This is a genomic window from Kitasatospora purpeofusca (genome assembly GCF_036010405.1).
Taxonomy (GTDB): domain Bacteria; phylum Actinomycetota; class Actinomycetes; order Streptomycetales; family Streptomycetaceae; genus Kitasatospora; species Kitasatospora purpeofusca.
In genome coordinates this window covers 2,365,917-2,390,117 of sequence record NZ_CP108561.1, presented here as the reverse complement: position 1 = coordinate 2,390,117, position 24,201 = coordinate 2,365,917, and the positions used below count along the sequence as shown (strand labels likewise).

24 protein-coding genes are annotated in these 24,201 nt (G+C 74.0%); 8 read left to right on the top strand and 16 right to left on the bottom strand.

Going from position 1 to position 24,201, the window contains the following annotated elements; translation table 11 throughout:
• Entirely contained in the window at positions 1 to 981 is a 981-nt protein-coding gene (locus OG715_RS10125) for a LysR family transcriptional regulator (RefSeq protein ID WP_266275358.1), read from the bottom strand.
• Between the two features lie 517 nt (positions 982 to 1,498).
• Between OG715_RS10125 and OG715_RS10120 the strand changes: the two genes are divergently transcribed.
• Positions 1,499 to 2,362 carry a DUF6597 domain-containing transcriptional factor gene (locus OG715_RS10120; RefSeq protein ID WP_266277350.1) on the top strand — a complete coding sequence of 288 codons (864 nt, stop codon included), beginning with the start codon at positions 1,499 to 1,501 and terminating at the stop codon, positions 2,360 to 2,362.
• Here the strand turns inward: OG715_RS10120 and OG715_RS10115 are convergent.
• The 4 genes from OG715_RS10115 to OG715_RS10100 form a co-directional block, all read right to left on the bottom strand.
• On the bottom strand, positions 2,338 to 3,330 hold the full coding sequence (locus OG715_RS10115) for a hypothetical protein (RefSeq protein ID WP_266275359.1): 993 nt from the start codon (positions 3,328 to 3,330) through the stop codon (positions 2,338 to 2,340). The two genes, OG715_RS10120 and OG715_RS10115, sit on opposite strands and share 25 nt — an antisense overlap.
• Positions 3,331 to 3,444: 114 nt before the next feature.
• Positions 3,445 to 3,801 carry a DUF6204 family protein gene (locus OG715_RS10110; protein WP_266275361.1) on the bottom strand — a complete coding sequence of 119 codons (357 nt, stop codon included), beginning with the start codon at positions 3,799 to 3,801 and terminating at the stop codon, positions 3,445 to 3,447.
• A 9-nt stretch (positions 3,802 to 3,810) separates the two neighbouring features.
• A complete protein-coding gene (locus OG715_RS10105; RefSeq protein ID WP_266275363.1) occupies positions 3,811 to 5,034 on the bottom strand; it encodes a type III PLP-dependent enzyme in 1,224 nt (407 codons plus the stop codon).
• A 972-nt stretch (positions 5,035 to 6,006) separates the two neighbouring features.
• A complete protein-coding gene (locus tag OG715_RS10100) occupies positions 6,007 to 7,110 on the bottom strand; it encodes a YncE family protein (protein WP_266275365.1) in 1,104 nt (367 codons plus the stop codon).
• A 368-nt stretch (positions 7,111 to 7,478) separates the two neighbouring features.
• On the opposite strand from OG715_RS10100, the gene OG715_RS10095 reads away from it, so the two are divergent.
• The gene (locus OG715_RS10095) at positions 7,479 to 8,843 is read left to right on the top strand and encodes an FAD-dependent oxidoreductase (RefSeq protein WP_266275367.1); all 1,365 of its coding nucleotides are present in this window, start codon (positions 7,479 to 7,481) and stop codon (positions 8,841 to 8,843) included.
• A 119-nt stretch (positions 8,844 to 8,962) separates the two neighbouring features.
• Here the strand turns inward: OG715_RS10095 and OG715_RS10090 are convergent, their stop codons facing one another.
• From OG715_RS10090 to OG715_RS10080, 3 genes are all read right to left on the bottom strand, one after another.
• Entirely contained in the window at positions 8,963 to 10,078 is a 1,116-nt protein-coding gene (locus OG715_RS10090; RefSeq protein WP_266275369.1) for a basic secretory protein-like protein, read from the bottom strand.
• Between the two features lie 141 nt (positions 10,079 to 10,219).
• Positions 10,220 to 10,681, bottom strand: a complete 462-nt coding sequence (locus OG715_RS10085) for a hypothetical protein (RefSeq protein ID WP_266275371.1) — start codon at positions 10,679 to 10,681, stop codon at positions 10,220 to 10,222.
• A gap of 229 nt (positions 10,682 to 10,910) precedes the next feature.
• Positions 10,911 to 12,200, bottom strand: a complete 1,290-nt coding sequence (locus OG715_RS10080; protein WP_266275373.1) for an MFS transporter — start codon at positions 12,198 to 12,200, stop codon at positions 10,911 to 10,913.
• A gap of 55 nt (positions 12,201 to 12,255) precedes the next feature.
• On the opposite strand from OG715_RS10080, the gene OG715_RS10075 reads away from it, so the two are divergent.
• Positions 12,256 to 13,275, top strand: coding sequence for an ArsR/SmtB family transcription factor (locus OG715_RS10075; protein WP_266275375.1), 1,020 nt, complete (start codon positions 12,256 to 12,258; stop codon positions 13,273 to 13,275).
• Between the two features lie 69 nt (positions 13,276 to 13,344).
• Here the strand turns inward: OG715_RS10075 and OG715_RS10070 are convergent, their stop codons facing one another.
• Positions 13,345 to 14,424 (bottom strand): threonine/serine dehydratase, encoded by a 1,080-nt coding sequence (locus OG715_RS10070; RefSeq protein WP_266275377.1) that lies wholly within the window; start codon positions 14,422 to 14,424, stop codon positions 13,345 to 13,347.
• 54 nt (positions 14,425 to 14,478) lie between these two features.
• On the opposite strand from OG715_RS10070, the gene OG715_RS10065 reads away from it, so the two are divergent.
• Positions 14,479 to 15,180: a TetR/AcrR family transcriptional regulator gene (locus tag OG715_RS10065; RefSeq protein WP_266275379.1), complete on the top strand. Its 702-nt coding sequence runs from the start codon at positions 14,479 to 14,481 to the stop codon at positions 15,178 to 15,180.
• A gap of 248 nt (positions 15,181 to 15,428) precedes the next feature.
• Positions 15,429 to 15,635 (top strand): hypothetical protein, encoded by a 207-nt coding sequence (locus OG715_RS10060; protein WP_266277353.1) that lies wholly within the window; start codon positions 15,429 to 15,431, stop codon positions 15,633 to 15,635.
• A 364-nt stretch (positions 15,636 to 15,999) separates the two neighbouring features.
• Here OG715_RS10060 and OG715_RS10055 read toward each other — a convergent pair whose 3' ends face one another.
• A complete protein-coding gene (locus OG715_RS10055; RefSeq protein WP_323182266.1) occupies positions 16,000 to 16,545 on the bottom strand; it encodes a maleylpyruvate isomerase N-terminal domain-containing protein in 546 nt (181 codons plus the stop codon).
• Between OG715_RS10055 and OG715_RS10050 the strand changes: the two genes are divergently transcribed.
• On the top strand, positions 16,538 to 16,663 hold the full coding sequence (locus OG715_RS10050; protein ID WP_266275381.1) for a hypothetical protein: 126 nt from the start codon (positions 16,538 to 16,540) through the stop codon (positions 16,661 to 16,663). The two genes, OG715_RS10055 and OG715_RS10050, sit on opposite strands and share 8 nt — an antisense overlap.
• A 29-nt stretch (positions 16,664 to 16,692) precedes the next feature.
• Here the strand turns inward: OG715_RS10050 and OG715_RS10045 are convergent, their stop codons facing one another.
• The 4 genes from OG715_RS10045 to OG715_RS10030 form a co-directional block, all read right to left on the bottom strand.
• The gene (locus OG715_RS10045; RefSeq protein ID WP_266275383.1) at positions 16,693 to 17,052 is read right to left on the bottom strand and encodes a hypothetical protein; all 360 of its coding nucleotides are present in this window, start codon (positions 17,050 to 17,052) and stop codon (positions 16,693 to 16,695) included.
• A 102-nt stretch (positions 17,053 to 17,154) separates the two neighbouring features.
• Positions 17,155 to 17,625, bottom strand: a complete 471-nt coding sequence (locus OG715_RS10040; protein ID WP_266275385.1) for an SSI family serine proteinase inhibitor — start codon at positions 17,623 to 17,625, stop codon at positions 17,155 to 17,157.
• A gap of 145 nt (positions 17,626 to 17,770) precedes the next feature.
• The gene (locus tag OG715_RS10035) at positions 17,771 to 20,800 is read right to left on the bottom strand and encodes a tetratricopeptide repeat protein (RefSeq protein WP_266275387.1); all 3,030 of its coding nucleotides are present in this window, start codon (positions 20,798 to 20,800) and stop codon (positions 17,771 to 17,773) included.
• A gap of 38 nt (positions 20,801 to 20,838) precedes the next feature.
• Positions 20,839 to 21,813 carry a helix-turn-helix transcriptional regulator gene (locus OG715_RS10030; RefSeq protein WP_266275389.1) on the bottom strand — a complete coding sequence of 325 codons (975 nt, stop codon included), beginning with the start codon at positions 21,811 to 21,813 and terminating at the stop codon, positions 20,839 to 20,841.
• Between the two features lie 64 nt (positions 21,814 to 21,877).
• Between OG715_RS10030 and OG715_RS10025 the strand changes: the two genes are divergently transcribed.
• Both OG715_RS10025 and OG715_RS10020 read left to right on the top strand, forming a co-directional pair.
• Positions 21,878 to 22,354 (top strand): hypothetical protein, encoded by a 477-nt coding sequence (locus OG715_RS10025; protein ID WP_323182267.1) that lies wholly within the window; start codon positions 21,878 to 21,880, stop codon positions 22,352 to 22,354.
• Positions 22,351 to 22,914 carry an NIPSNAP family protein gene (locus tag OG715_RS10020; RefSeq protein ID WP_266275391.1) on the top strand — a complete coding sequence of 188 codons (564 nt, stop codon included), beginning with the start codon at positions 22,351 to 22,353 and terminating at the stop codon, positions 22,912 to 22,914. The genes OG715_RS10025 and OG715_RS10020 overlap by 4 nt, the downstream gene beginning before the upstream one ends.
• Before the next feature lie 57 nt (positions 22,915 to 22,971).
• Here the strand turns inward: OG715_RS10020 and OG715_RS10015 are convergent, their stop codons facing one another.
• Complete coding sequence (locus tag OG715_RS10015) at positions 22,972 to 23,205, bottom strand: DUF397 domain-containing protein (protein WP_266275393.1); 234 nt, start codon at positions 23,203 to 23,205, stop codon at positions 22,972 to 22,974.
• A complete protein-coding gene (locus OG715_RS10010; RefSeq protein ID WP_266275395.1) occupies positions 23,202 to 24,122 on the bottom strand; it encodes a helix-turn-helix domain-containing protein in 921 nt (306 codons plus the stop codon). Before OG715_RS10010 ends, OG715_RS10015 begins: the two co-directional genes overlap by 4 nt.
• Positions 24,123 to 24,201: the final 79 nt, after the last annotated feature.

The following is a 24,201-nucleotide window of genomic DNA, read 5'->3' as shown; positions in this document are numbered from 1 at the left end:
TCAACGGGCGCTCAGGACGGGATGGTTGTCGCCGAGGAAGGCTTCGGCCGGGGGCAGGTCGACGGTGCGGCGGGGGGAGCCGGCGCGCGCTGTGACGACGCCTCGGACCAGTTCGCGCAGCCAGCGGTGGCCGGCGTCCTGGTCGTTGCGCGGGTGCCAGGCCATGGTGAGGACCACCTCGGGCATCGGCACCGGGAGTGGGAAGGTGGTCAGGCCGAGGGCCTCGGCCGCCCGGGTGCCGAGGCGGGCCGGGGCGAGGCCGACCAGGTCGCTGTCGCGGAGCAGGAAGAGCGCGGCCGGGTAGCTCGGCACGCTGGCGACCACCCGCCGGGAGAGGCCGACCTCGGCCAGCCGCTGGTCGATCGGCCCCTGGCCCCGGCCGTTGCGGGAGACCGCGAGATGGTCGGCGGTGGCGAACTCCTCGGCGGTGGGGGGCGCGCCGACGGTCAGCGGGTGTCCGGCGCGGGCGATGCCCACCAGGCCGGAGGTGGCGAGCGGTTCGGTGCGGGTCTCGGGGTCCAGGTGGTCCGTCACGCCGACCTCCAGGTCGATCACGCCGTCCCGCATCGCGCTGGCGCCCTCCGGGTGGTCGCTCAGGAAGCGCAGGGTGACGGCGGGGGCCTGGGCGCGGACCGTCTCCACCAGGGTCGCGCCGATGGTGGTGAGGAGGACGTCCCCGGTCTGGAGGGTGAAGCGGCGGTTGAGGTCGGCCGGTTCGGCGGCGGCGCGCGGGACCAGCAGCGACTGGCCCCTGCTGACCAGCGCCCTGACCTCCGCCCGCAGTTCCACCGCGCGCGGCGTCGGGACCAGCCCCCGGCCGGCCCTGACCAGGAGCGGATCGCCGAGCACCCGGCGCAGCCGCCCGAGCGTGCGACTCATCGCGGGGGCCGAGGTGTGCAGCCGCTCTGCGGCGCCTGTCACGCTGCCCTCCTCCAGCAGGGCGTCCAGGGCGACAAGCAGGTTGAGATCGAGGTCCGGCATGGAGTTCTCCGCTGGTGGTCGGTCGGCTGGGTGGGGGTGGTGGGGGCGGGGATGACCAGAAGTGGAAGCAGTGCTGACCAAGGGTTTCGTGGGGACGCATGACGACTCGTCATCTACCGTCGATCGTGACAACTCCCCTTTGGAGTGAAGGATCTGACGTGATGATTGACAATGACATGTTGGTGATGGCCTGCCAAGGAGGCCGTGTGCCGACCTTTCGTCCGGCCGACGGCGCACGCCGGCCGCACCGGCCCGGTGAGCTGCCCGGGCTCCCCGTGTGCCGCCCGGGCGCCGTCTCCGGGTGACCCGTCGGCCCGGCGGTGGGGGTGCGGAAGTGGGGACGGTCGGTCCGGATCATCGGACGGTGGTACATACCAATGGGCCTGCGCCGGAGCGCGCCCCGGGCGGACCGGCGCGTCCGGACCCGCGTTCGGACCCGCGTTCGGGCCCGGGTTCGTGTCCGGACTCGCGTTCGGGCTCTCGTCGGGGTGAGGGTGGGAGGGTGAATTCCTCCTTGGTGGGTCCCTCCGCGTACGCGGAACGGCCGCCCGGTGCCTCCCCCGGGCGGCAGGTGGCCTGTGTCTGGGTGCGGCGGAACGTCGCGGGGCCCGCGTACGGGCAGCTGGTCGTGCCGGACGGCTGTGTGGACCTGGTGTGGTCGGCGGCGGGCCTGGAGGTGGTCGGCCCGGACCGCGCGCCGCGGACCGTGCCGGTGCCGGGCGGGGCCGAGCTGGCCGGGGTGCGGTTCCGGCCCGGTGCGGCGGGCCTGCTGCTGGGGGCGATGCCGGTGCGGGAGCTCTGCGACCTTCAGGTGCCGCTGGCCGAGGTGGTCGGCGCGCCGGTGGCGGAGCGGCTCGGGGAGCGGTGTGCGGAGGGGCTCGGGGAGGGGCTCGTGGAGCGGGGCGGGGAGTGGGAGGGGGAGCGGTGCGCCGGGGCGGGTGGGCCGGCGGAGGTCGTGGTGGTGCTGGACGACTTCGTGGCCTCGCGGGTGCCCGGGTGGGCGCCGGACCGGGCGGTCGAACGGGCGGTGGTCGCGCTGGGGCGTCCGGAGGGGGTGCGGCTGCCGGATCTGGCGGCGGAACTCGGCCTTTCGGAGCGGCAGTTGCGGCGCCGGGTGACGGACGCGGTCGGCTACGGACCGAAGACCCTGCAGGCGGTGCTGCGGTTCCGGCGGGCGGTGGCCCGGGCGCGGTCGGGCGGTGGAGGGAGCGGTGAAGGCGCCGGTGGGGCGCCCGGGTTGGCGGCGGTGGCGGCCCAGGCCGGGTACGCCGATCAGGCGCACCTCACGAGGGAGGTGCGCCGGTGGTCGGGGGTGTCGCCGACGGTTCTGCTGGGCCGGGCGGCCGCGAGGCCCGGTCAGACGCCCCCGGGGGCGTCGTAGGCGCGCAGGGTGAGCAGCGCCTGGAGCGTGACGCCGGGGCGGGCCTCGGACTCGGTGCTCGCCGACCAGCGGACCCAGTGGATCGGCCAGCCGCCGTCCGACTGCTGCTCGGCGGCGAGGTGGTCGAGCCCGCGGGCGAGTTCGGCGGCGGTGAACCAGCGGCGCGCCAGGCTGTCCGGCCGGCGGGCGTAGTCGTGCGGTAGGTGGTGCTCGCCCGGTGCGTAGCCGGGGGAGACCCTGGCCTCCTCGGGCCGGGCCGGGTCGAGCAGGACGATCCGCTGCTCTTGGACCAGCGCGCCCAGGCGCGCGGCCTCCCGCCGGGCCCAGGCCGTGTCCGGGGCGGCGTCGAGGAAGCGGATCGCGGCGCCCGCCTCGTACGGGTGGGTCTCGTGGAGGTTCTCGACGGCGGTGCGGCAGAAGGCGGTGGCGGCGGTGAGCCACGGGTGGACGATGCCCAGGCGGAGCAGCGGGGCGACGATCTGGCCGGTGGACAGCAGTGCCCCGACGGGCGGTTCGCCCTCCTCGGGGACCGGGACGAACGGCGGGTGCGGGTAGGGGCGCAGGCTCGGCAGGACGACCGGCACGCCGCCGTCGGGCGCGGCGACGCCCGCCAGCCAGTCGCAGACCGCCCGGGCGCGGGCGTGGTCCAGGGCGCCGGCCTCCTCCAGGGCGAGCAGCGCGGCCGGGACGGCGATGGGCTGGGCGGCGGGCCCGCGCACGTCCGGTTCGAGGCCGTAGGCGTAGCCGCCGTCGGCGGTGCGGTGGGCGTCGAGGGCGGCGAGGACGCCTGCGGGGTCGCCGGTGGGGACGACTGCGGGAACGCCGGTGACCCCGCCGGTGGGACCGCCCTCGACGCCGAACAGGTGGGCGAAGCGCCGCTGTTCGAGGACGCGGCCGGAGGTCCAGAGGTACCGGGCGGCGGCGTCGAGGCGGGCCCCGGTGAGGCGTGCGGTGCGGGTGCGGGTCATGACTCGACCGTAGGCGGGCCGGGGGCGGCCGTCTTGAACGATTCGGACGCGGGCGCGGGGGTGTCGAGGGTGCGGGGGTGTCGAGGGCCGGCGCGGCGGGGGCGGGGGCGGGTGTCAGAGCTCCTTGGCGGCCGCTCGGCGCTGCCGCTTGCCGAGCGGGGCCTGGGAGAGGTCCTCGGCCTGGGAGCGGAGGTTCTTGTGGCCGTACCCGCGTTCGTCGAGCCAGGCGCGCGCCGACTGCTCCGCGCGCTCGGTGGCGTTGAGGATGTCCTCCTCGGCCTCGCCGGTGTCCTGGTAGCGGAACGTGAAGACGGCGCGGGCGTTCAGGTCGTAGCTGAGGTGGCCCTCGGGGGTGAAGGCGGCGAAGAGGATGTCGTGCTCGGCGGCCTCGGACTGCAGCTCGGCGTGCTGCTCCGGGGTGAGGCCGTCGAAGACGCCGCGGACGGTGATGCGGAAGGTGCGGGTGGTCATCCGGCGAGCCTAGTTCGCCGGGCGGCGGGTCGGCGAAGGGTTTTGCGGCGGTCCGGCCCCCGGGCGGCCCGCTCGGACGCAGCTGTAGGGGAGCGGCGGGAAGCCGTTGAAGCCCCGGGTGGTGTAGGCGGTGGCGTAGGCGCCGCAGGAGAGGATCCACACCGGGTCGCCCGAGGCGGCGTCCCGGGGGACGGGCACGCCGGCGCCCTCGTCGGCGTAGGCGTCGTCGCTGTCGCAGGTGGGCCCGGCGATCACGGCGGGGACGGTCGCGGCGTCGGGGTGGGTGGGGAACTCCAGCCGGTAGCGCAACTCGTCCATCTCGTACAGGCCGTTGAACTTGCCGCAGCTCAGGTAGAGCCAGTACGCCCGTTCGCCGTCAAGTTGCTGACGATCCGTCAGGCGGGTGATGTGGGCCCGGATCGCGCCGTGGTCGGCGACCAGGTGGCGGCCCGGCTCCATCAGGAAGTCGAGCGGTACGGCGGAGACTTCGCGCAGCCGCTGCATGCCCTCCCGGATCACCGCGAACATCTTGTCGACCGGCGGGTCGAGCGGCTCCCCGCGCCGGTCCAGGACGCCGAGGGCGGGCAGGCCGCCGCCGAGGTTGACGTGGTCCAGCAGGATGCCGCGCCGGTTGGCCTCCTCGACCACCGAGGCGATCGTCTCCAGGGCACGCTGCCAGGCCTCGGAGGTGAGTTGCTGGGAGCCGACGTGCACGGAGAGCCCGGCCGGGACCAGTCCGGCGTCCCGGGCTGCCTCCAGTACTCGCAGGGCGTCCGCCGGGGAGCAGCCGAACTTCCTGCTCAGGCCCCAGAGTGCCCCCTCGCCGGTGGTGGCGAGGCGGCAGAACACCCTTGCACCCGGCGCGTGTTCGGCGATCGCGAGGACATCGGCCAGGCTGTCGGTGGCGAAGTCGCGCACGCCGATCCGGTACGCCTCGGCGATCTGGCGGTCGGACTTGATCGTGTTGCCGTAGTGGACCCGCTCGACCGGCACGCCGGTGCGCAGCGCCTGGACGATCTCCTGCGGTCCGGCCGCGTCGAAGCCGGAGCCCCGTGCGGCCAGGCAGTCGAGCACCTCGTCCACCGGGCAGGCCTTCATGGCGAACCGGATCTCCACGTCCGGAAGTTCGTGCCGCAGGGCGTCGTACTGGGACTCGATGCCGTCGAGGTCGTAGATGATCCGGTCGTCCTCGGCGGCGGCCAGGGCGGTGCGCAGGCTTCCGTGGTCAGGCATGGGCGGCACTCCGGCCGGTGGTGGGTCGGTCCGGTCTTCCGGGCGTTCCGGTGCGCCGCTGCTCGACGGTGCGGCCGGTGGTCGCCCGCGGGCCCACGGCCTCCTCGTGGGCCGCCGGTTCCTGGGACGGGCGCTCCGAAGCGGCTCGATACAGGTGCCCGTCGGGCTTCGGCATCACGTCACTCCAAGGTCGGGTCGGGGCGTCGGATCGGTGGGTGTCGGACGGTCGGATGCCCGTGCGAGGGGAGGGGGCGGCAGGGGTCGAGGGGCGCGCGGGTACGGGTCGCCGGACAGGCGCGGAGAAGGGCGCGGCGAGAGAACGGCGAGGGTGACGGCGAAGGAAACGGGGAGGGGAACGGCGAAGGAAATGGAGGAGGACGCGGGTCCCTGACGGGGAGTGAGGCGGCGGCTGGTTTGCTCGTCGGACAAGGAGTGCCGACAACTGTTCCGGCCTCGTCAAACGCGTGTGACCCTACGGTGGACTAGACCAACTTACGGTGTCAACCCTCGTCCCGGCAGCCCCGATCGGTGCCCCGTCGGTCGGTGGACGACCGGGTGTGACCTGCGGGAAAGCCGGAGGTCGGGCGGGTCGCGGCCGCTCGGCGCGGCGGTCCGGCGGGTCGGGCCGCAGGTGCCCCTTCAGGTACTCGCCGCTGCCCGAAGGGGCTGGTGGTGGCGGGCGTCGGCGGCTTCGCGCGGCCCCGGGCGGGGGTGCGGGCGGCGTGCCGGTGCGGAAAGTGGGGCGGGGCGTGCGGGGAGGGTGTGGAGGATGTGAGGGGCGCGGCGGCGGTGACTCGCAACGGCCGCCCGTAGAGGCAGGGTTGCCGACCCGCGCGGTGCCGGGCGGGCGGCGTCCCCGGGCCCCGCGGTGCCGGGCGGACGGCGCGTCCGGGCCGCGGCGTGCTGCCCGGGCCGCCGCCGGGGCCGCCACCCCCCACCGGTCGGAGGAGGTGACGGCCCCGGGGTCGGGGATCAGAGCGCGACGGTCCGCAGGTAGGAGCCCTGGCCGCGGATCCCGGCGACGAGGAGTGTGTGCCCGCCGGGGACGACCGCCGCGGCCGAGACGCCGTCCAGACCGAAACCGGTGAGGGTCTCGCCCGGCACGGCGGTGTCGGTCGCGGTGCTGTAGGCGAGTACCGAGGCCTGCGGCGTCCAGCTGTCCTTGAGGAGGTAGAGCCGCCCGCCGTCCGGGCTCACCGACACGTAGTGGAGGTCGGCCGGCGCGGTCGCGAAGGTGAAGACCGGCCGCGCGGTGTTGGTGGCGGTGCTGATCGCGTACCCGGTGCCGGCGGAGGCCTGGATGCCCAGCGCGTACACCCGCAGCCCGTCGGGCGAGGCGGTCAGCTCCCCGGTGGCGCCGAGCCGCTCGACGGGGAGCAGCGGGGTCGGCACGGCGGTGGTGGTGTCGAGGTGCTCGACGCCGAGGTCCGTGGCGACGTACGCGGTGGCGCCGCCCGCCTGGAGCGCGAACCCGCCCACGCCGTACCCGCGCAGCGGCAGGCTCCCGGTGAAGGCGCCCGCGCCGGTGCCGAACACCAGCACCCGGCCGGGGCGGACGCCCTGGCCGTCGCCGGCCGGGCCGTTCTGCCCGGCGTAGACCTTGGACCCGTCCGGACTCACGGCGAGGCCGGTCAGCGCGCCCGGCGTCCAGTCGGCCGGGCGCTGCTGCTCGGGGGCGGGGGTGCGGGAGAGCACGGTGCCCGCCGCGGTGTCCACGGCCACCAGCCGGTCCGCCACGACCACGTAGAGCCGTCGGCCGTCCTGGCTCACCACCGGCTTCCCGGCGTCGCCGTCCTCGGCCAGCGGCAGTTCGGCGACGACCGCGCCGCTGCGCAGGTCCACCGTCCGCAGGACGACCGGGGTCCGGCTGCCGGACCGGTCCGCCGCCACCACGTACGCCTTGGTCCCCTCGGGGCTGACCGCGAGCCCGAGTGCCCGCCAGCCGACGGCGGTGCCGTTCGGTGCGCCCGCGGCCGGTTCGGCGGCGGCCGCCCCGGCACCGGTCCCGGTCAGCAGCAGCGCCGCGGCCACCGCCAGCGCCCCGGTCCACCGGGCTTTCCCCACAAGCGAATTCATGATTCCCCACTCTGTGGTCTAGACCTTATGGGTGGTGCGAGGAAAGGCTAGGGCACGGGAGCGGGGCCGGGGCGTCGGTTTTTGGACCTTGTTCGTGCGGGCGGGGGCCGGAGGGGGGCGGGCCCCGGTGCGGGCGCGGGCGCGTCGTTGTTCCCGGATCGGCCATAGGTTCGCTCTATGGGCCCATAGATCCACACCGCCTACAGTGGCAAGGTCCGGCGGGGTTGGGTGGACGTGGAGCACCCTCGCCCGTCCGCTCCACCGGGCAGTGCGCTGTGCCCGCTGTGCCGCTGTGCCCGCTGTGCCGCTCCGCCCGCTGTACCGCTCCAACCCGTCCTGTTCGTTCCCGTCCGGAGGATCGCCCCGAGATGACCCGCCCGATCCGTGTCGCGATCGTCGGAGCCGGCCCCGCCGGCATATACGCCGCCGACGCCCTGCTGAAGTCCGACGCCGCCCAGCAGCCCGGGGTCTCCATCGACCTCTTCGAGCGGATGCCCGCGCCGTTCGGTCTGATCCGGTACGGCGTGGCGCCCGACCACCCGCGGATCAAGGGCATCGTCACCGCCCTCCACAAGGTGCTGGACAAGCCGGAGGTGCGGCTGTTCGGCAACGTCGACTACCCCGGCGACCTCGCCCTGGACGACCTGCACCGGTTCTACGACGCCGTGGTCTTCTCCACCGGCGCGATGGCCGACCGGGCGCTCGACATACCCGGTGTCGGCCTCGACGGCTCCTACGGCGCCGCCGACTTCGTCTCCTGGTACGACGGTCACCCCGACGTGCCGCGCACCTGGCCGCTGGAGGCCGAGAAGGTCGCCGTGCTCGGTGCCGGCAACGTCGCCCTGGACGTGGCCCGCATCCTCGCCAAGACCGCCGACGAGCTGCTGCCCACCGAGATCCCGCCGAACGTGTACGAGGGCCTCAAGCGCAACCGGGCCCTGGAGGTGCACGTCTTCGCCCGCCGCGGTCCCGCCCAGGCCAAGTTCAGCCCGATGGAGCTGCGCGAGCTCGACCACTCGCCCAACATCGAGGTGATCGTCGCCCCCGAGGACATCGACTACGACGAGGGCTCGATCGCCGAGCGGCGCGCCGCCAAGCACGTCGACATGGTCGCCTCGACCATCGAGAACTGGGCGATCCGGGACGTCGGCGACCGCCCGCACCGTCTCTACCTGCACTTCTTCGAGTCCCCGGTGGAGGTGCTCGGCGAGGACGGCAAGGTCGCCGGGCTGCGCACCGAGCGCACCGAGCTCGACGGCACCGGCAACGTCCGCGGCACCGGCGAGTTCACCGACTGGGACGTCCGCTCGATCTACCGGGCGATCGGGTACTACTCCGACGAGCTGCCGAAGCTGCCGTTCGACCCGGTCTCCGGCACCGTGCCGAACGCGGCCGGCCGGGTGCTCGCCGCCGACGGCTCGCACCAGGACGCGGTGTACGTGACCGGTTGGATCAAGCGCGGGCCGGTCGGCCTGATCGGGCACACCAAGGGCGACGCCAACGAGACCGTCGCCTGCCTGCTCGCCGACCAGGCCGAGGGGCGCCTGCCGGGCGCCGTCGAGCCGGACCCGGAGGCGGTCCCGGCGTACCTGCGGGAGCGCGGGGTGCGGTTCACCACCTGGCAGGGCTGGTACGAACTCGACGCCCACGAGCGCGCGTTGGGCGAGGCCGAGGGGCGCGAGCGGGTCAAGGTGGTGGAGCGGGAGGACATGCTCCGGCACAGCGGGGCGTAAGCCTGGTCCGGACCGGGGCCGGCCCCCGGTCGGAGTCGGAGTCGGAGTCGGAGCGGGTCCCGCCCCGGCCCGTCGACGGTGGACACCTCCCGTCGACGGGCCGGGGCGGCGTCGGCCTGCTACTTGGGCATCTCGTTCCAGAGCTGGTCGGCGCTCCTGCCGGTGACCTGGACCCAGATCTGGCCGGAGCCGTAGTCCCTGGTGTTCAGCAGGTACGGCAGGTCGGGCCGCCGGTAGGTCTTCGCGACGTAGTCGATGAACCTGGCGGTGGCGCTGTAGCCGCTGTCGTACCGGTCGCCCGGGGCGAGCGGATGCACGGTGCCGGGCTGGAAGTTGTAGTAGCGCACCCAGTCCGCCAGCCCCTCCTCCAGCCACCACGGGCGGCCCGGGTGGCCGAAGAACGCGACGTGCGCGGCCTCGTGCAGCAGGAAGCCGGTGTCGCCCCGGTTGTTGCGGCTGTAGTCGACGCTCGCGTGGATCTCGGGCACCGCGCCCGGCCGCGCGTCGGCGGGGTGGTCGGTGACCTGCGGGTCGAGGACGATCCGGAACCGCGGGGCGGCGGTCCAGGCGCCCTTGGTGACCAGGGCGGAGATCGTCGAGTAGTAGTCCGCGATCGTCTGCTTCTGCTGCTCCAGCCACGGTCCGAGGTCCGGGGCCCGCGAGTAGTCCAGGTCGATGACCGGGCGGCCGGGGGTCGGCGGGGTGGTGCCGCTGCTCCGGTCGAGGTTCCAGTTCTGTGCCGGGTCACCGGTGTTGCAGGCGGCCACCCTCGCGTTCAGGTCGGCGCCGCGGGCGAGGCAGAGGCGCGGGTCCGAGACGTTGCGCAGCAGCCAGCCCCTGCCGTCGCCCAGTGAGGTGTTGTGCAGGCTCCACCGCTGGTTGTCCGCGGCCAGGTAGTTCCAGGCGCCGACGGTGTTCCGGCCCAGGTCGCGGTCGATCGCGTTGTTGGTGCCCGGCACCTTGACCGACCAGGTGCCGGCGCCCTCGTCCTTGATCGTCCAGACCTGCTGGGCGGACGCCTCGTTCCAGTCGCGGACCACCACGTTGGACCCGCTGTCGCGGCTGTCCCACTGGAGGGCGCCGCCGGCCTTGCTGGAGACGCGGTAGTCGGCGCCGCTGACCGGCAGCGGCAGGTCGGTCGTGCTCGCGCTCGCGGTCCCGGCTCCCAGGACCGTCCCTGACACCGCGGTCGCGGCGACCAGGACTGCGGCGGCGGCCGTACGACGGTTGATCATGTCGGGTTCCCCTCTCGGCCGGATCCCCGGTGGATCCGGCCTCCCGTCATGTCATCGCGCCGCCGCACACAGCGGGTCGACAGCCTGTTGACGAGTGCGTCGACAGGGGGCGTCGTACGGTCGGCCCGCTGTGTGCGGCGCTCAGTCCTCGGTGGGCGGGGGCGGGGCGAGCACGACCGGCCAGGCGTCCTCCCCGGCGAGCACCTGTTCCAGGGCGAGCCCGGGGCGGGCGTTGAACACGGCGGTCGCGGCTCCGGCCCGGGCGTACAGGACCGGGTCTACCGCCGCTTCCGCGTGCAGCACCAGGGCCGCCTCGGGGGCGGCGGGCGAGCGCTCCGGGAACGCCGCCGGGTCCGCGCCGACCTGCTCCAGGGTGAACGGGTACGCGGCCACCGCGACGGTCAGGCGGTTCCCGTCCAGGGCGTGCTCCGCCCAGCCGTCGGTGGGGAGGAGGAAGAACGCGCCGTCCCCCTCGTGCCCGTACCAGCTCAGCTTGGCGACGGCGCGTTCGCCGGGTGAGCCGTCCGGATCGACGAGCAGTGCCACCACGGGCGCGTCCGGGTCGTCGGGGTTGATGCCGTTGCGGACGTAGAGGCGGGCCACGGGCGACCTCCGGTCGGGGGTGGGTGGTGCGGGCGGGGGTGCGTGGGCGAATGCGGGCGGGGCCTCCGGGGACGGTCACCCCGAAGTGATTGTCATGAACGCGACTTTAACGGGCCGGTCGCGTGAACGACAGGAGAACCGTGCGCTCCGGATCGTTCGCGCCGGATCGTTCGCTGCAGGGCGTTCGCTGCGGATCGTTCGTTGCGGGGCGTTCGCTACGGCGCGTTCGCTACGGAGCGGGCTCGCGCTTGCGCCCGCCGCGTTGTTCGTCGTGCTGTTCGAGCCGTTTCGGTCCACCGTCGCGCGGCCGCTCCGGCCGGTGGTCCCGGACCGTCGGCGGGACGGTACGGCGGCGGCGCGCCTCGACGACGTGGCGGGTCAGAGCGAGGGTGCAGAGCAGTGCCAGCAGCGTGCAGACGCCCGCCCAGCCCGCCAGGGCGTGGGCGCGCAGGCCGAGCCAGGAGCCGACGCTGCCGCCGAGGTAGCCGAAGGTCATGTAGGCGGTGTTGAGCCGGCTGCGGGCGTCGGCCCGGAGCTCGTAGACCCGGGTCTTGTTGGCGATCATCCCGGACTGCATCGAGACGTCCAGCAGCAGCGTCCCGGCCACCAGGACGGCCAGGCCCGCCGCGCCGCCCCCGCCCCCGGCCGCCAGGACCGCCGCCGCGGCGAGGGCGCCGAGAAGTCCGGCCAGGTTCACCGGGTCGGCGCCCCGGCGGTCCACCACCCGTCCGGCGAACGGCGTGCAGACCATCGTCGCCGCCCCGACCAGCGCGATCAGCCCGACCGTCTGCGCGCCGAACCCGTACTCCGGCCCGGTCAGCAGCAGCGGCAGGCAGGTCCAGACGGCGCAGAACCCGCCGAAGACCATGGCCTGGTAGAAGCCCGAGCGGCGCAACTCCGGTTCGTCGCGCAGCAGTCGGAGCGGCTCGACCAGCAGCGACCCGTACGACGGCCGGACGGCGGGAGTGACGGCGGTGACGTCCGGCAGGGCGCGGGTCAGGACGGCCGCGAGCGCCAGCGTCAGCACCCCCGCCGCCAAGTACGGGGCGCGCCAGCCCAGGTACTCGCCGAGCGTGCCGCTGAACGTCCGCGCCAGCAGCATGCCGCCGGTGGCCCCGCTCAGCAGCGTACCCATCACCGCCCCGCGCCGGTCGACGGGCACCAGCCCGGCCGCCATCGGCGACACCACCTGGGCCGCGACCGTGGTGGTCCCGACGGCGACGCTCGCCGCCAGCAGTACGGGCAGGGTGGGCGCGCAGCCGGCCGCGAGCAGTTCGACGCCGGTGAGCCCGAGCAGGGTGGTCAGCAGTCGGCGGTTGGGTATTCGGTCGCCGAGCGGCACGATCAGGAAGATGCCGATGGAGTAACCGATCTGAGTGAACGTCACCGCCAGTGCGGCGGAACTCTCGGACGTGTCCAGGCCGGAGGCGATCAGGGGGGTGATCGCCTGGGGGAAGTAGATCGTGCCCACGCCGACGGCGCAGGTGACGGTGAGCAGCAGGAGCAGACGGCGATTCATACCCGGAGGTTGGACCTGCGGCGCGCCGTTGCCAACCGATGTAGCGTGGCACTTCATGGTCATCACCTTCGAGTTGGGCGTCGAGGACCTCGCGGACACCCGGTTCGCCCTCTCGCCGCTGAACGAGACCGTGCTCAGCCTGCGCGTCCTGCGCGAACCGGGCCTGTCGGCGCTGCACCTGCCCTGGCGCCGGTCCGTGCTCCGGTCGCTCGGTGAACTCGACGGTTTCGACGCGGGGTTGCTGCTCTCCCTGGTGGCCGAGCGGCGTACGGTGCCGGACTTCCTCACCCCGCGTCCGGAAGGCTTCGCCCCGACGTTCGAGGAGGAGTTGGCCGTCGTCCGCCGCACCGCCCCCGCGGTGGTCCGGCGCGACCTGCTGGACACCCACCTCCCCGACCCGCCGCCCGAGCCCCTGCGCACCGCCCTCGACCGCGCCGGGGACGCGGCCGTCCGCCGGCTGCGCGACGCCCTCTGCGAACTCCTGCGGCGCTACTGGGAGATCGCGGTGCGGCCGGAGTGGCCGGGGATGCGGCTGCTGCTGGAGGCCGACATGACCTACCGCGCCCGCCGGCTCGCCCTCGGCGGTGCCCGGCTGCTGTTCGCCGACATGCACCCGTCCCTGCGCTGGCACCGGGGCGTCCTGCACATCGCCGACATGATCGGCCGCCACCATGTCCTCGCCTCCGGACGGGGGTTGCTGCTCCTGCCGTCCGTGTTCGCCCACAAGCCGGCGCCACCGCTCAGCGCGGACGGCGCGCCCACGCTGGCGTACCCCTGCCGGGGTGTCGCGACGCTCTGGTCCCGCCCGCCCGTCGTCGAGGCCCCGGCGCTCACCGCGCTGGTCGGGGCGGCCAAGGCCCGGCTGCTCACCATGCTGGACGAGCCGCTGGCCACCGTCGAACTCGCGCGCCGGTTGCGGGTCACGCCGAGTGCCGTCTCGCAGCACCTGCGGGTGCTGCACGCCAACGGTCTGGTCGCCCGGGCCCGGGACGGGCGGCAGGTGCTCTACCGGCGGACGTCGTTGGGGGACCGGCTGGGGGGTGGGGGTCGGGTCGGGGGTGGGGTGGGGGAGTAGGCGGGCGGTGGGGTGCGGGAGTAGGCGGGCGGTGGGGCGGCGGGGTGGCCGCCGCACCGCCCGGCCGGTTCAGCGCGGGTCGGGCGACGTCGGGAGCGTGGCCGGGTCGGTGTTGGCGCCGCACAGGATGACGCAGACCTTCTCGCCGTCGGCGGGGCGGTAGCCGTAGGTTCCGTCGGTGCGGGCGGCGTTGTCGGTGCTGTCGGTGCTGGTGCCGCTGCTGTCGTTCTCGGCGTCGCCGTCGGTGAGCAGGGCGGCGAAGGCGGTGGCGGCGCCGTGCTCGACCAGGATCCGGCGGTCCTCCCAGAGTTCCCGGCGGGCCCGGACGATGGCCTCGTCCGGCACGAGCACCGAACGGGCGCCGGTGGCGCCTCCGCCCCGGCCGTCCGCGTCGGGCCGGGCGGCGTCCACGGCCAGGGCGGTGGCCCGGCGGGCGCCGAGCGAGTCGCCCGCGACCGAGTCGACCGTGACGTCCACCGGCCGGCCCGCCGCGAGGGCGGCGTGCAGCGCCCGGGAGTGCTCCGGCTCGACCGCCACCGCGCGGATCCCGTGCTGCCGCGCGGCCGTGGCCACGCCCGCGAACAGCCCGCCGCCGCCGACCGCGACCAGCACGGTGTCCAGGCCGGGCACCCGCGCGTGGATCTCCTCCATCAGGGTGCCCGCGCCCGCCGCGATCAGCGGATGGTCGTAGGCGTGGCTCGCCAGCGCGCCGCTGGTCGCGGCGAACTCCTCGCAGGCCGCCAGCGCCTCGGCGTACTCCGTGCCGACCAGCCGGACGTCCGCCCCGTACGAGCGGAGCCGGGCGATCTTCACCTGCGGTGCGTTGGCCGGCAGGAACACGGTCGCCCGCACCCCTTGCCGGAGCGCCGCCCACGCGCACGCCAGCCCGGCGTTGCCGCCGGAGGCGATGGTGACGCCCGCGTCGGGCAGGGTCCCGGCCTCGCGGTGGGCGCGGAGGAAGTTCTGCGCGCCGCGCGCCTTGAACGACCCGGTGTGCTGGAGGTACTCCAGCGCCAGCCACAGCTCGGGGCCCTTGGCGTCTCCGCTGTCCCCGAGGCCCTCGGCGGGCGCGACCGCCACCGGCCGGACGTGACCGGCGATCCGCTCCGCGGCCGCCTTGATGTCGTCGTAGCCGAGCTCGTGTCGCATGGTGCCGCCTCCAGGGGTCCGCATTCCGGTACGGCGTACCGTACGCTGTGCCGCATGCCTCGGCAATCCGCCTCCCTCGACCGCGCCACCCCCGAACGCATCGCGGTCGCCGCCCTGTCCGTCGTCGACGGCCAGGGCCCGTCCGCCCTCAGCTTCCGGACGCTCGCGGCCCACCTGGACATCTCCGTCGCCTCGCTCCAGCGCCGTTGCACCGACCTGGCGGGACTGCTCGACCTGGTCACCGACCACCTCGCCGAACAGCTCCCGCGCATCGCGCCCGGCACCGCCTGGGCCGACGCCACCGAGACCCGGTTCACCGCGCTGTACCGGCTGCTGACCACCCACCCCGGGCTCGTCGCCCTGCGCGGCAGCCGCCCCTGGCTGGGCCGGAACCTGCTGGCCCGGCTGGTGGAACCGCAGCTCGCCGACAGCATGGCGGCCGGGATGACCGCCGAGGAGGCGATCACCGCGTACCGGCGGATGTACCTGCTCACCCTCGGCAGCGCGAGCTTCGTCGACCACCGCGACCCTGCCGCCACCCGGGCCGCGACCCGTACGGCGTTGGCCGCGCTCGACCCGGAGATCTATCCGGTGCTGAGCGGCCGGCTCGCCGAGATCGTGCCCGTCGTGACCGACCACGAGGTGTACTACGGGGCGCTGCGCCAGCTGATCCGCGCCGCCGTGCCCTCGTCGGCTGCTTCGTCGTCGGCAGCGTCCTCGCCGGCCGTGTCCTCGTCGGCGGCGTCCGGCGGCTGACCGGTGCCCGGTGCCCGGTGCCCGGTGCCCGGAAGGGCACTGCTGTTCTTCCCCCTGGGCCTCCCCGCTCGGGGTGCGTCGCCGCTGATACGGCGCGCGCGGGCATTCCGCGCGCCGGCCCGCCTCCCGCCGTCCGCGCGGGTGCCCCGCCCGATCTGCCCGATCTGCGCGCCGGGCTGCCTGAACGGTGCCGGGCCTGGGAATATCCTTTGAATCCGTACGAGAACGAAGAACTAAGGGTGGGCGACATGATCGGTGCGGTGCTGATCGGGATCCTGGCGCTCGTCGTCGGGGGCTGCGTCTGCGTGGTGTGGGCCGACCGAGGGGGTCCCCGGTGGACGCGCGCCGTGGCGGCGGCCACCGTCGGTGCGGGTCGGGCGGTGCGGAGCTACCAGAAGGCCCAGCGTCGCAAGGACAACAACGGTTCCGAGACCCTCGGCGGCGACGCGGGGTAGGTACGGGGTAGGTGCGGGGCCGTTGTTCCCGGCGCCTTGGTTTTCACCGGTGCCCCCTGCCGATCAGCAGGGGGCACCGGTGCGTTGGGGCGAGTCGGAAATGTGCCGATCGGTACGGGCGGATTGGGGTGGGGGAGCGGCAGGCTGAGGGACGTCGGGCTGCCGGTGGGGTGGCCCGGGAATCGAGGTCCCGTGGTCGACCACCTCTCCCGGCAGGGCGTGAGCGCCGAGCCGCGGCGCTTCCTGTTTCCCGCAGCTGTCCGTGAGTTGCTGCGCACCGTCGTCGCCGTCCTCGTTGCCGCCGTCCGCCGCGTGTGCCGTCCGTCGGTGCGGCGCCCGCCGTGGGTGCGGCGCCGTCCGGCGCTCAGCGCACCCGACCGTCCCAGCGCCATGCACCCGCCGGGCGGCGCGGGAGGTCCGACAGCGCGGTCCGGCCGGTGCACCAGAGCAGGGTGTCCGTGCCGCCGTGGCCGGGCGGGGCCTCCGGGAAGAGCCGGGCCACCGCCGGGGCGGCGAGCCGGTCCACCGGTTGCCGGTCGAGCTGGAACGCCCCGGCCAGGTCCCATCCGTGGACGAGAAGTTCCACGATCCCCATCGCGGCGAAGCCCGGACCGTCCGAGTGGCCCCAGGGGTGCCAGGCCCGGGCCTCCGGCGGTGCCGAGCGGACGGTCGCCGCCAGCAGCTCGGCGGCGATGCGCAGCCCTTCCAGGCAGTGGGGGATCGGGGCGGCCGGGTCCAGCGAGCCGAACAGGGTGACGTACCGATCGGTGGGCCGCGCGGTCAGCAGGCCCGCGTAGCCGAGCACACCCAGCGCGAGGTGGTCCAGGGTGGCCCGGGCGGTCCAGTCGCTTCCGTCGGGGCGCCGCGACCAGTCGGCGTCCGCCGCCCGCTCCAGGACGCCCGTGGTCACGTCGGCGGCCTCGACGACCAGTGCTGCCCACAACCTGCGCCGCGACTTCACCGCCCGCGTCGGCGTCACGCCCACCGACTACCGCCGCGCGTTCCGCTCACCGGCCGCCCCGGCGTGACGCCGCGCGCGATGCCGCCGAGTGCGGCCTCAGCGGTTGCCCTCGACGCGCTCGACCCGGACGACGATCGTCCGCCAGAGCCACCCCACCGAGAGCGGCAGCGACACCAACCCGACGCCGACCGCGCCACGCATCCGGTTGTCCGTGATGCCGCCGCAATCACGGGTGGCCCACGAGTCGGCGAGAGCGTTGTAGAACACCGGAGAACCGCAGTGCACCGTCGTGCCGTTCCGGTACTCGTGCGAGGCCGGGACGAAGGCCATCCCGATCGCCCACAACCAGGCGGCCAGCGCCAGCAGCCCCAGCGCGTGCACTCCCCAGCCCCGCGAACGCTCGGCGCGCCGCCACGCCCGCGCGTCACGTTCCCTCAGGTACTCCCCGACGTCCATGCGCTTCCCCCCGCTTCCGGTCCGACCGTCGGCCGACGGCCCAGGAGAGCATGGCAGCCAGCACTCCCCGGCCGTTGGCGGGGGTGGGTCAGCGGGGGTGGGTCAGAAGTCGAAGAACGCGCCGGTGGTGCGCAGCAGGTCGCAGTGGTTGCCGTAGGTGTGCTGGAAGGTGAGCGGCCGTCCCCGGTAAGTCCCGGAGGCGGTGACGGTGTACGGGTCGTACAGGTCGTTGCAGACACCGGGGTCGACGTCGAGCCGGCCGAGGTCGCCGTTGACCGAGTCGAGCAGGCGGCAGGCCGTGAACGGGTCGGGGTGCGTGGTGGAGCCGTCCGGCGGGCAGCCGAGGAGGGCGACGTGCGGCGTGCCGGCGACGGGGGTCTCGCCGTGGGCCACGGTGAGCCGGAGGCCGGTGCCGACGGCGGGAAGGACCGAGCCGGTAGCGGACGAGCCGGTGGCGGACGAGGAGGAGGCGGACGAGGGGGAAACGGGCGTCGCACCGGCGGTGGCCGTGCCCGCAGGAGCGGTGGTGAACAGGACGGTCGCGAGGAGCACGAGGGCTCGGGTCGTCTTCACACCCGGCGCAACGACCCTTCGGTACGACCGTCACGGTCGGACCGGCCCACCGGAGTGGGAAGTCGGCCGGTCCGACTTTCGGTGCACGTGGGCGCCCGCTCCTCCGCCTCCTCCGCCCCCGCAGCGTCCTACGCCCCGAAGTGTCCTACTCCTGCTCCACCCCGTCGGCGTCCCGGGTGGCCTCGGCGGCGCGGGCTTCGAGGAGGCGGGCCGCCTTGAGGAGCGTCGCGAAGGACGGCAGGCGCGGCTCGATGTGCGGGCCGACCGCCTCCAGGGCCGCCGCCGCGTGCTCGGCGGCCGAGGCGGGGTCGTACCGCAGAGCGGCCATTCCGCTGCGGATCCGGAGCGTCGCGACGGCGTGCCGTCCGATCAGCGCCGTCTCGGAACGCGGGCCGAAGACCCGTTCCTGCTGCGGCAGGGCGATTTCGGCGAGGCGCAGGGCCTGCCGGGTCCGGCCCGCCTCCGCGTAGGCGTTGATCAGGTTGGCGGCGGACGCCAGCGTGTCCGGGTGGTCCCGGCCGAGGACCCGGGCCCGGGCAACCAGTACCCCCTCGCCGACCGAGGCAGCCTTGTCGTTGTGGCCGGCCCGCCGGTAGGAGACGGCGAGGTCGGACCGGCCGGTGAGGGTCAGCGGGTGGTCGGCGCCGAGGACGCGTTCCAGTTCGGGGACGGTCCGTTCCTCGATGGCGAGTGCCTCCTCCGTGCGCCCGACGGCCGCGTAGGAGGCGGCGAGCTGCATACGGGACCAAAGCGTGTCCCGGTGGTCGGGGCCGAGCACCCGTTCCCGGGCGGCCAGGACCTCCTCCTGGATGGGAAGGGCCTCCGCCGCCCGTCCGGTCTCCGTGTAGGTGTGCGCGAGGTTGGCGCGGACGATGAGCGCATCCGGGTGGTCGCTGTCCGCGGGCCTGGCCGGGGTCGATCGGCCCGGGCCGAAGGGGCCCGGTTCGTCGGGGTCGTCGGCGGGCCGGAATTCGGTGACCGCGCGTTCCTGCAGCACAAGCGCCTCCGCTGTCCGCCCCACTGCGGCGTACGCGATCGCGAGGCCGGTACGCGAGCTGACGGTGTCGGGGTGGAGCGGGCCGAGGACCCGCTCCCGGCTCGCGAGCACCTGTTCCTTGAGTGCGACGGCGTCACCGAGCAGGCCCGCCTCGCTGTAGGCGGCGCCGAGGGCGGCGAGGACAGCCAGAGTGGTCGGGTCCTCGTCCCCCCGGAGCTCCTGTTGCGCGACCGCGACCTGCTTCAGCAGCCGGGCGGCGTCCACCGGCTGCCCGGCCTGTCGGTGGGCGGCGGCCAGGTTCGCCCGGGCGGTGAGGGTGCGTCCGTGGAGCGGGCCGAGCGAGCGGGCGACGGAGCGGACCTCCTCCTCCCAGTGCTGGACCGCGAGTTCGCCGAGCCCGGCGTGGAGGAGGCTGAGCCCGGCCTTCTCCCGCAGCAGGTAGCCGGGGAAATGATGCTGTCTGTCGCCGAGGATCTCGTTCAGCACGGCCGTGTTGGCACGCAGGCTCGCGACGAGACGGTGGTCGGCGTGCTCCTGCGCGGGCCACAGTTCGCCGAGGGCCCAGATCACCGCGAGCTCGGCCCACTGGGGCTCGGCGTTGGTGTCGCGGGCGGCCCGGGCGGTCAGCGCGTGGATGGTGATCTCCCGGTGGGCCGGGCGGTGGGCCGGTCCCGGGCCGGGGTGGGGGAGGGGTACACCGGCCGGGAGGTTGGCGATGAGGTTGTAGATGTGCAGGACGGCCAGCACGGCCCGGGTCTCCTCCTCGCTCACCGCCGGCGGGGCGGGCGGAGGGTCCGGGGGCGGCTCGCGGCGCAGCAGCCGGGCGGCCCAGCGTCGCGACCGCCGGCTGCTGCCCTGCGGTGGCGCCTCGACGACGGCCTGCGCGTCGGGACCGGCGTGCGCGTCGGGGTCCGGACCGCCTCGCGCGTCGGGTGCGTCCCGGGTGTCTCGTGCGTCCAGTGCATCCGGGTCGGCCGCGGCGCCGGCGGCCCGCCGCTCCGCCAGGTACTCCGTGGCGGCCGGCGTCCGCCACAGCTCGCGCGGGTGCCCAGCCGGGTCGAGCAGGGCGGCGAGTTGGACGGCGGGCAGGGCGAGGCCCTTCGGCTCGGTCTGCTGCGCCGCCTCCAGAGAGATCAGCAGGGCGGTGCCGACGGGCCGCCCGTACAGTTCGGTGTCCGCGTCGGGCGGCAGCATGCCTTCCAGTGTCCTGCTGCGTTCCCGGAACAGGGCGAGGTACTCGGCGCAGCTGCAGCCCTTGTTGACCATGTAAGCGGCGGCGTGCCCGAGCGCGAGCGGCAGCCGTCCGAGGGCTTCGGCGAGTTCCTCGGCCTGCTCGTCGAGCAGGTAGGGGTATCCGGCGGAGGTGAGCCGGTCGCGCAGGTAGTCGGACGCTTCCTCCGGGCTGTACACGTCCATCGGGACGAGCGCCCGCCCGCCGCCGGAGGCGTGCGCGCCCCGCTGGCGGGTGGTGGCGATCACCCGGCCGTTGCCCCGGCGGGAACTCCCGGGCCACGGCGGGCCGGTGGCGGTGAAGTCGGTGACGTCGTCGAGCACGACCAGCCAGCCCCGGTCGGTGCTGCGCAGCCAGTTGAGGAACTGCAGGGCGTTCCGCTCGACCTCGGCCGGCGCCTCGGTCGCACCGGGCAGTTGTACGGCGACGGCCGCCTCGGCGTACGCGGCGAGCACGGTGAACGTGTCGGCGGCCGGTGCCCACACCACCACGTCCACCCCGCTGTCGGGGCGCAGCGCCCGGTGGGCGTAGGAGGCGGCGAGCTGGCTCTTGCCGACGCCGCCGCCCCCGGCGAGGACTTGCGTCAGCACCACGGTCTCGTGCCCGGCGCGGGCCTCGTCGATCTTCGCGCGCACGGCGGTCCGGGGCTGGAAGGCACTGGCGAGGATCGGGATGCTGCCGATCACCACCGGCCAGTCCGGCGGGGCGGGGCGCGGGGCTTCCTGGTGGATGTACGTCCCGGCCTGGATCGCGTTGACGATCCGGGAGTTGATGATCTGATTGTGGACGACGGGCTGGCCGGCGGGTATCGGCGCGACGTGGTCGAGGTCGGCGCCCTCGTTGCCCTCGTTGCCTTCGCGGTCCTCGCCACCCCCGCGGCCGCCGCCGCCCCCGCCCCCGCTGCTGCCTCCGTCCGACCGTTCCGGCGGCGTCTCCGACTCGCTCATGATCCGATCCTCCGTCGATCCTTCTGACCGGAGAATCATCATTCCGTGCGATGGTCACCGCGGGACGCGTTTTCGCCGTAACGGTCGCTCAGGGCACGGACGGTGGCGGCGATGCGGTCCCGGAGCTCCGCCGGGGCCAGGACCTCGATCTCGGTACCCAGGCGGAGGAACTCCCCGTGCGCGTGCTCGACCGACTCGATCGGCACCCGCGCCTCCGTCCATTCATCACCACCCGAACGTGTGAGGCCGAGACGCCGCGCGCCCTCCGCCGTCACCCGGACGAGTGCCTCCCCGGTGTGCAGCCGGGCCCGGAAATCGGCGACGTACGCGCGCCAGTGGGCGGCGAGGTCGAACCCGGAGGGCGGCGCGGTGATGGGTTCCTCCGCCAGGAGGCGCAGGCCGAGGATCTGGTCGACGCGGTACGTCCGCAGCCCGGACGCCCCGCCCGCGACCAGGTACCAGCGCCCGGCCTTCAGCACCAGCCCGTACGGCTCGACCCGTCGCTCGATCTCCTCCGGCGCCCGCCAGCGCCGGTAGCGCAGCAGCACCGCCCGTCGCTCCCACACAGCGGTGGCGACGGCGGCGAGGTGCGGGTGCGGCGCGCGGTCGGCGTCGCCGTACCAGCCGGGCGCGTCGAGCAGGAAGCGCTGCCGGATCCGCCCGGCGTGCTCGCGGAGGGCAGCGGGGAGGGCCGCGTCCAGCTTCAGCCGGGCGGTCGCGAGGGCCTCGCCGAGCCCGAGCTGGGCGGCGGCCTCGGGAAGTGCGGTGAGGAAGGCGGCCTGCGCCTCGTCGCCGGTGAGCCCGGTGAGGCGGGTCCGGTAGCCGTCGAGCAGCCGGTAGCCGCCCGCGTGCCCGGCGTCCCCGTACAGCGGGATCCCGGCGGCGGCGAGGGCCTCGACGTCCCGGTAGACGGTCCGGACGGAGACCTCCAACTCCTCGGCGAGCTGCCGGGCGGTCATCCGGCCCCGGTTCTGGAGCAGGAGCAGCAGGGTGACGAGTCGGCTCGCGCGCATAGCGTCGAGTATCCGCGACTTCACTGACAGAGGATGTCAGTGGAGTGTCCATAACCTGCGGCGCATGAACGATTTCGACTTCCTGCACGGCTCCTGGGACGTGGCCAACCGCCGCCTCGCCGCACTGCTGACCCCCGGCTCCGAGGTGTGGGAGGAGTTCCCGGGGCGGTCGGTGGTCCGGCCGCTGTTCGAGGGTGGCGGCAACATCGACGAGATCACCTTCCCCACCCTCGGCGGACGCCGGGGCGTGACCCTGCGGCTGTTCGACCGGGAGGCCGGGAAGTGGTCGATCTATTGGTCCAGCAGCCGGACCGGCCGGCTCGACCCGCCCGTGAGCGGCGGTTTCGCGGGGGAGCGGGGCGACTTCTACGGCGACGACAGCTACGAGGGGCTGCCGGTCCGGGTGCACTTCACCTGGCACCGGCTCGGCCCGGACGCGGCGCGCTGGGAACAGGAGTTCTCGGCGGACGGGGGAGTGACCTGGGAGCTCAACTGGGTCATGGACTTCACCCGCACCGGCCCGGCGACGGTCGGCCTGTGAACACTCCGCTGCTCGACAACTCGCGCATCGTCGAACTCCGCCGCTACACCCTGCACCCGGGCGCGCGGGACACCCTGATCGAGCTGTTCGAGCGCGAGTTCGTCACCGGACAGGAGGCGGTCGGGATCGCGGTGGGCGGCCGGTTCCGCGACCTGGGCGACCCGGACCGCTTCGTCTGGATGCGGTCCTTCCCCGACATGGCGAGCCGTCGGCGCTCCCTGGAGGCGTTCTACGGCGGCCCGGTGTGGCGGCGGCACCGCGAGGCGGCGAACGCGACGATGCTCGACAGCGACGACGTGTTCCTGCTGCGCGGCCCGGGCTTTGTCCCTGTGGACGCGGACGTGCTCGCCACCGTCTGCCATCCCCCGGACGAGGCCGCCTTCGACGCGTACGCCGCCCGGCACCTGGACCCGTCCCACGCCCTCCACCGCACCGAGCACGCGCCGAACGACTTCCCGGCGCTCCCCGTGCGCGGGGGCGAGGACGTCCGGGTGTGGTTCAACGGCCCTGCCGAGCCGCCCCCGTGGCCGTCGGAGCGGCTGCGCCTGGTGCGGGTATGAGACGACGGAGTGGGAAGTCGGTGGATCCGACTTCCCACTCCGTCGTGTGTCACGTCGTCAGACGGTGAAGTTGGGAGCCTGCGTCTCGATCGCCTTGACGAAGGCGGTCCACTCGGCACGGTCGAACGCGAGGTGCGGCCGCTCGGGGTTTTTGTCGTCGCCGACCCAGACGTCCCCGTTGGGGAAGCGAGCGACGATCACACAGTTGCCGTTGCTCTCCCCGGAGAAGGGGGACTTGGACCAGGCCGCCTCGGCGGGACTGTGGTCGTAGGGGTCGTGCTTCTCGCTCACGTGATCTCTTCCAACTTGCGTTCAAGGGCACTGATGGTGTCGGCAGGCGACAGGGCGAACCGCTTCAAGCGGCTGAAAGCCCGCTCGGCTCGTCGAACATCTCGTCCCGATCTACGCGGGAGCATACCGCCGACGGCCTCGGTGAAGACAAAGCCGCCATCCGGCTCATCGGGGAACCGCAGAAGCGTGAGTCCTGAGACGAGGATGCCGGGTCTCCCTGCGCTCAACGGCACCATTCGGACCGTCACATTGGGGTATTCGGAGACCTTGAGGACGTGGCGGATCTGCTCGGCGAGGATCTCCTCGTCGCCGGCTACCAGGAGTGCGACCTCGCCGAAGTAGACCTCCAGGTCGAGCCTGGGCTCATCAGTGAGGCGACGTTGGCGCAGTATCCGGATCTCGGCCGCAGCCTCGTTCTGATCCTCGCTCAGGCCGTCGAGACCTGCAGAGATCATCTCGCGCGCGTAGTCCGGCGTCTGCAGGAGTCCCGGGAAGGCGGAGTGGTAGTAGTCGAGCATGTGTGTGGCCGCGGCTTCGAGGCCGAGGAACTCGCCGAACGCGGCGCTGATCGTCTCGGCGAACTCGTGGTCCTGCCACCAGTTCCGGTCCGGCCCGTCACCAATGAGGTCCTCGATCTCAGTGCGGTCAGTGCCGGTGATGCCGCAGTGGTCGAGCAGCCGATTGAGGTCTGCTGCGTCGACAGGGACCTTTCCGTGCTCGACTCTGCTCAGGCGGCCAGGGTTCCAGCCCTTCAGACCCCTCGTCATGTCGATCTGGGTCTTGTTGTTCTCCACTCGCCAGGCGCGCAACTCCTCCCCGAGCCGGATCCTCCGGAGCGTGGACCTGTCCATGGACAAGAGCTGTCCCTCCCTGTAGGCGTTCGCGACCAGTCTGTCCATGAGGGCGGCGAGGCTCAAGCCGGACCCATGATCAACTAATTTATTTTTAGCTTTCCTAGTTCGGGTTGCAAATTCGATTCAGGTTGCCCCACACTCA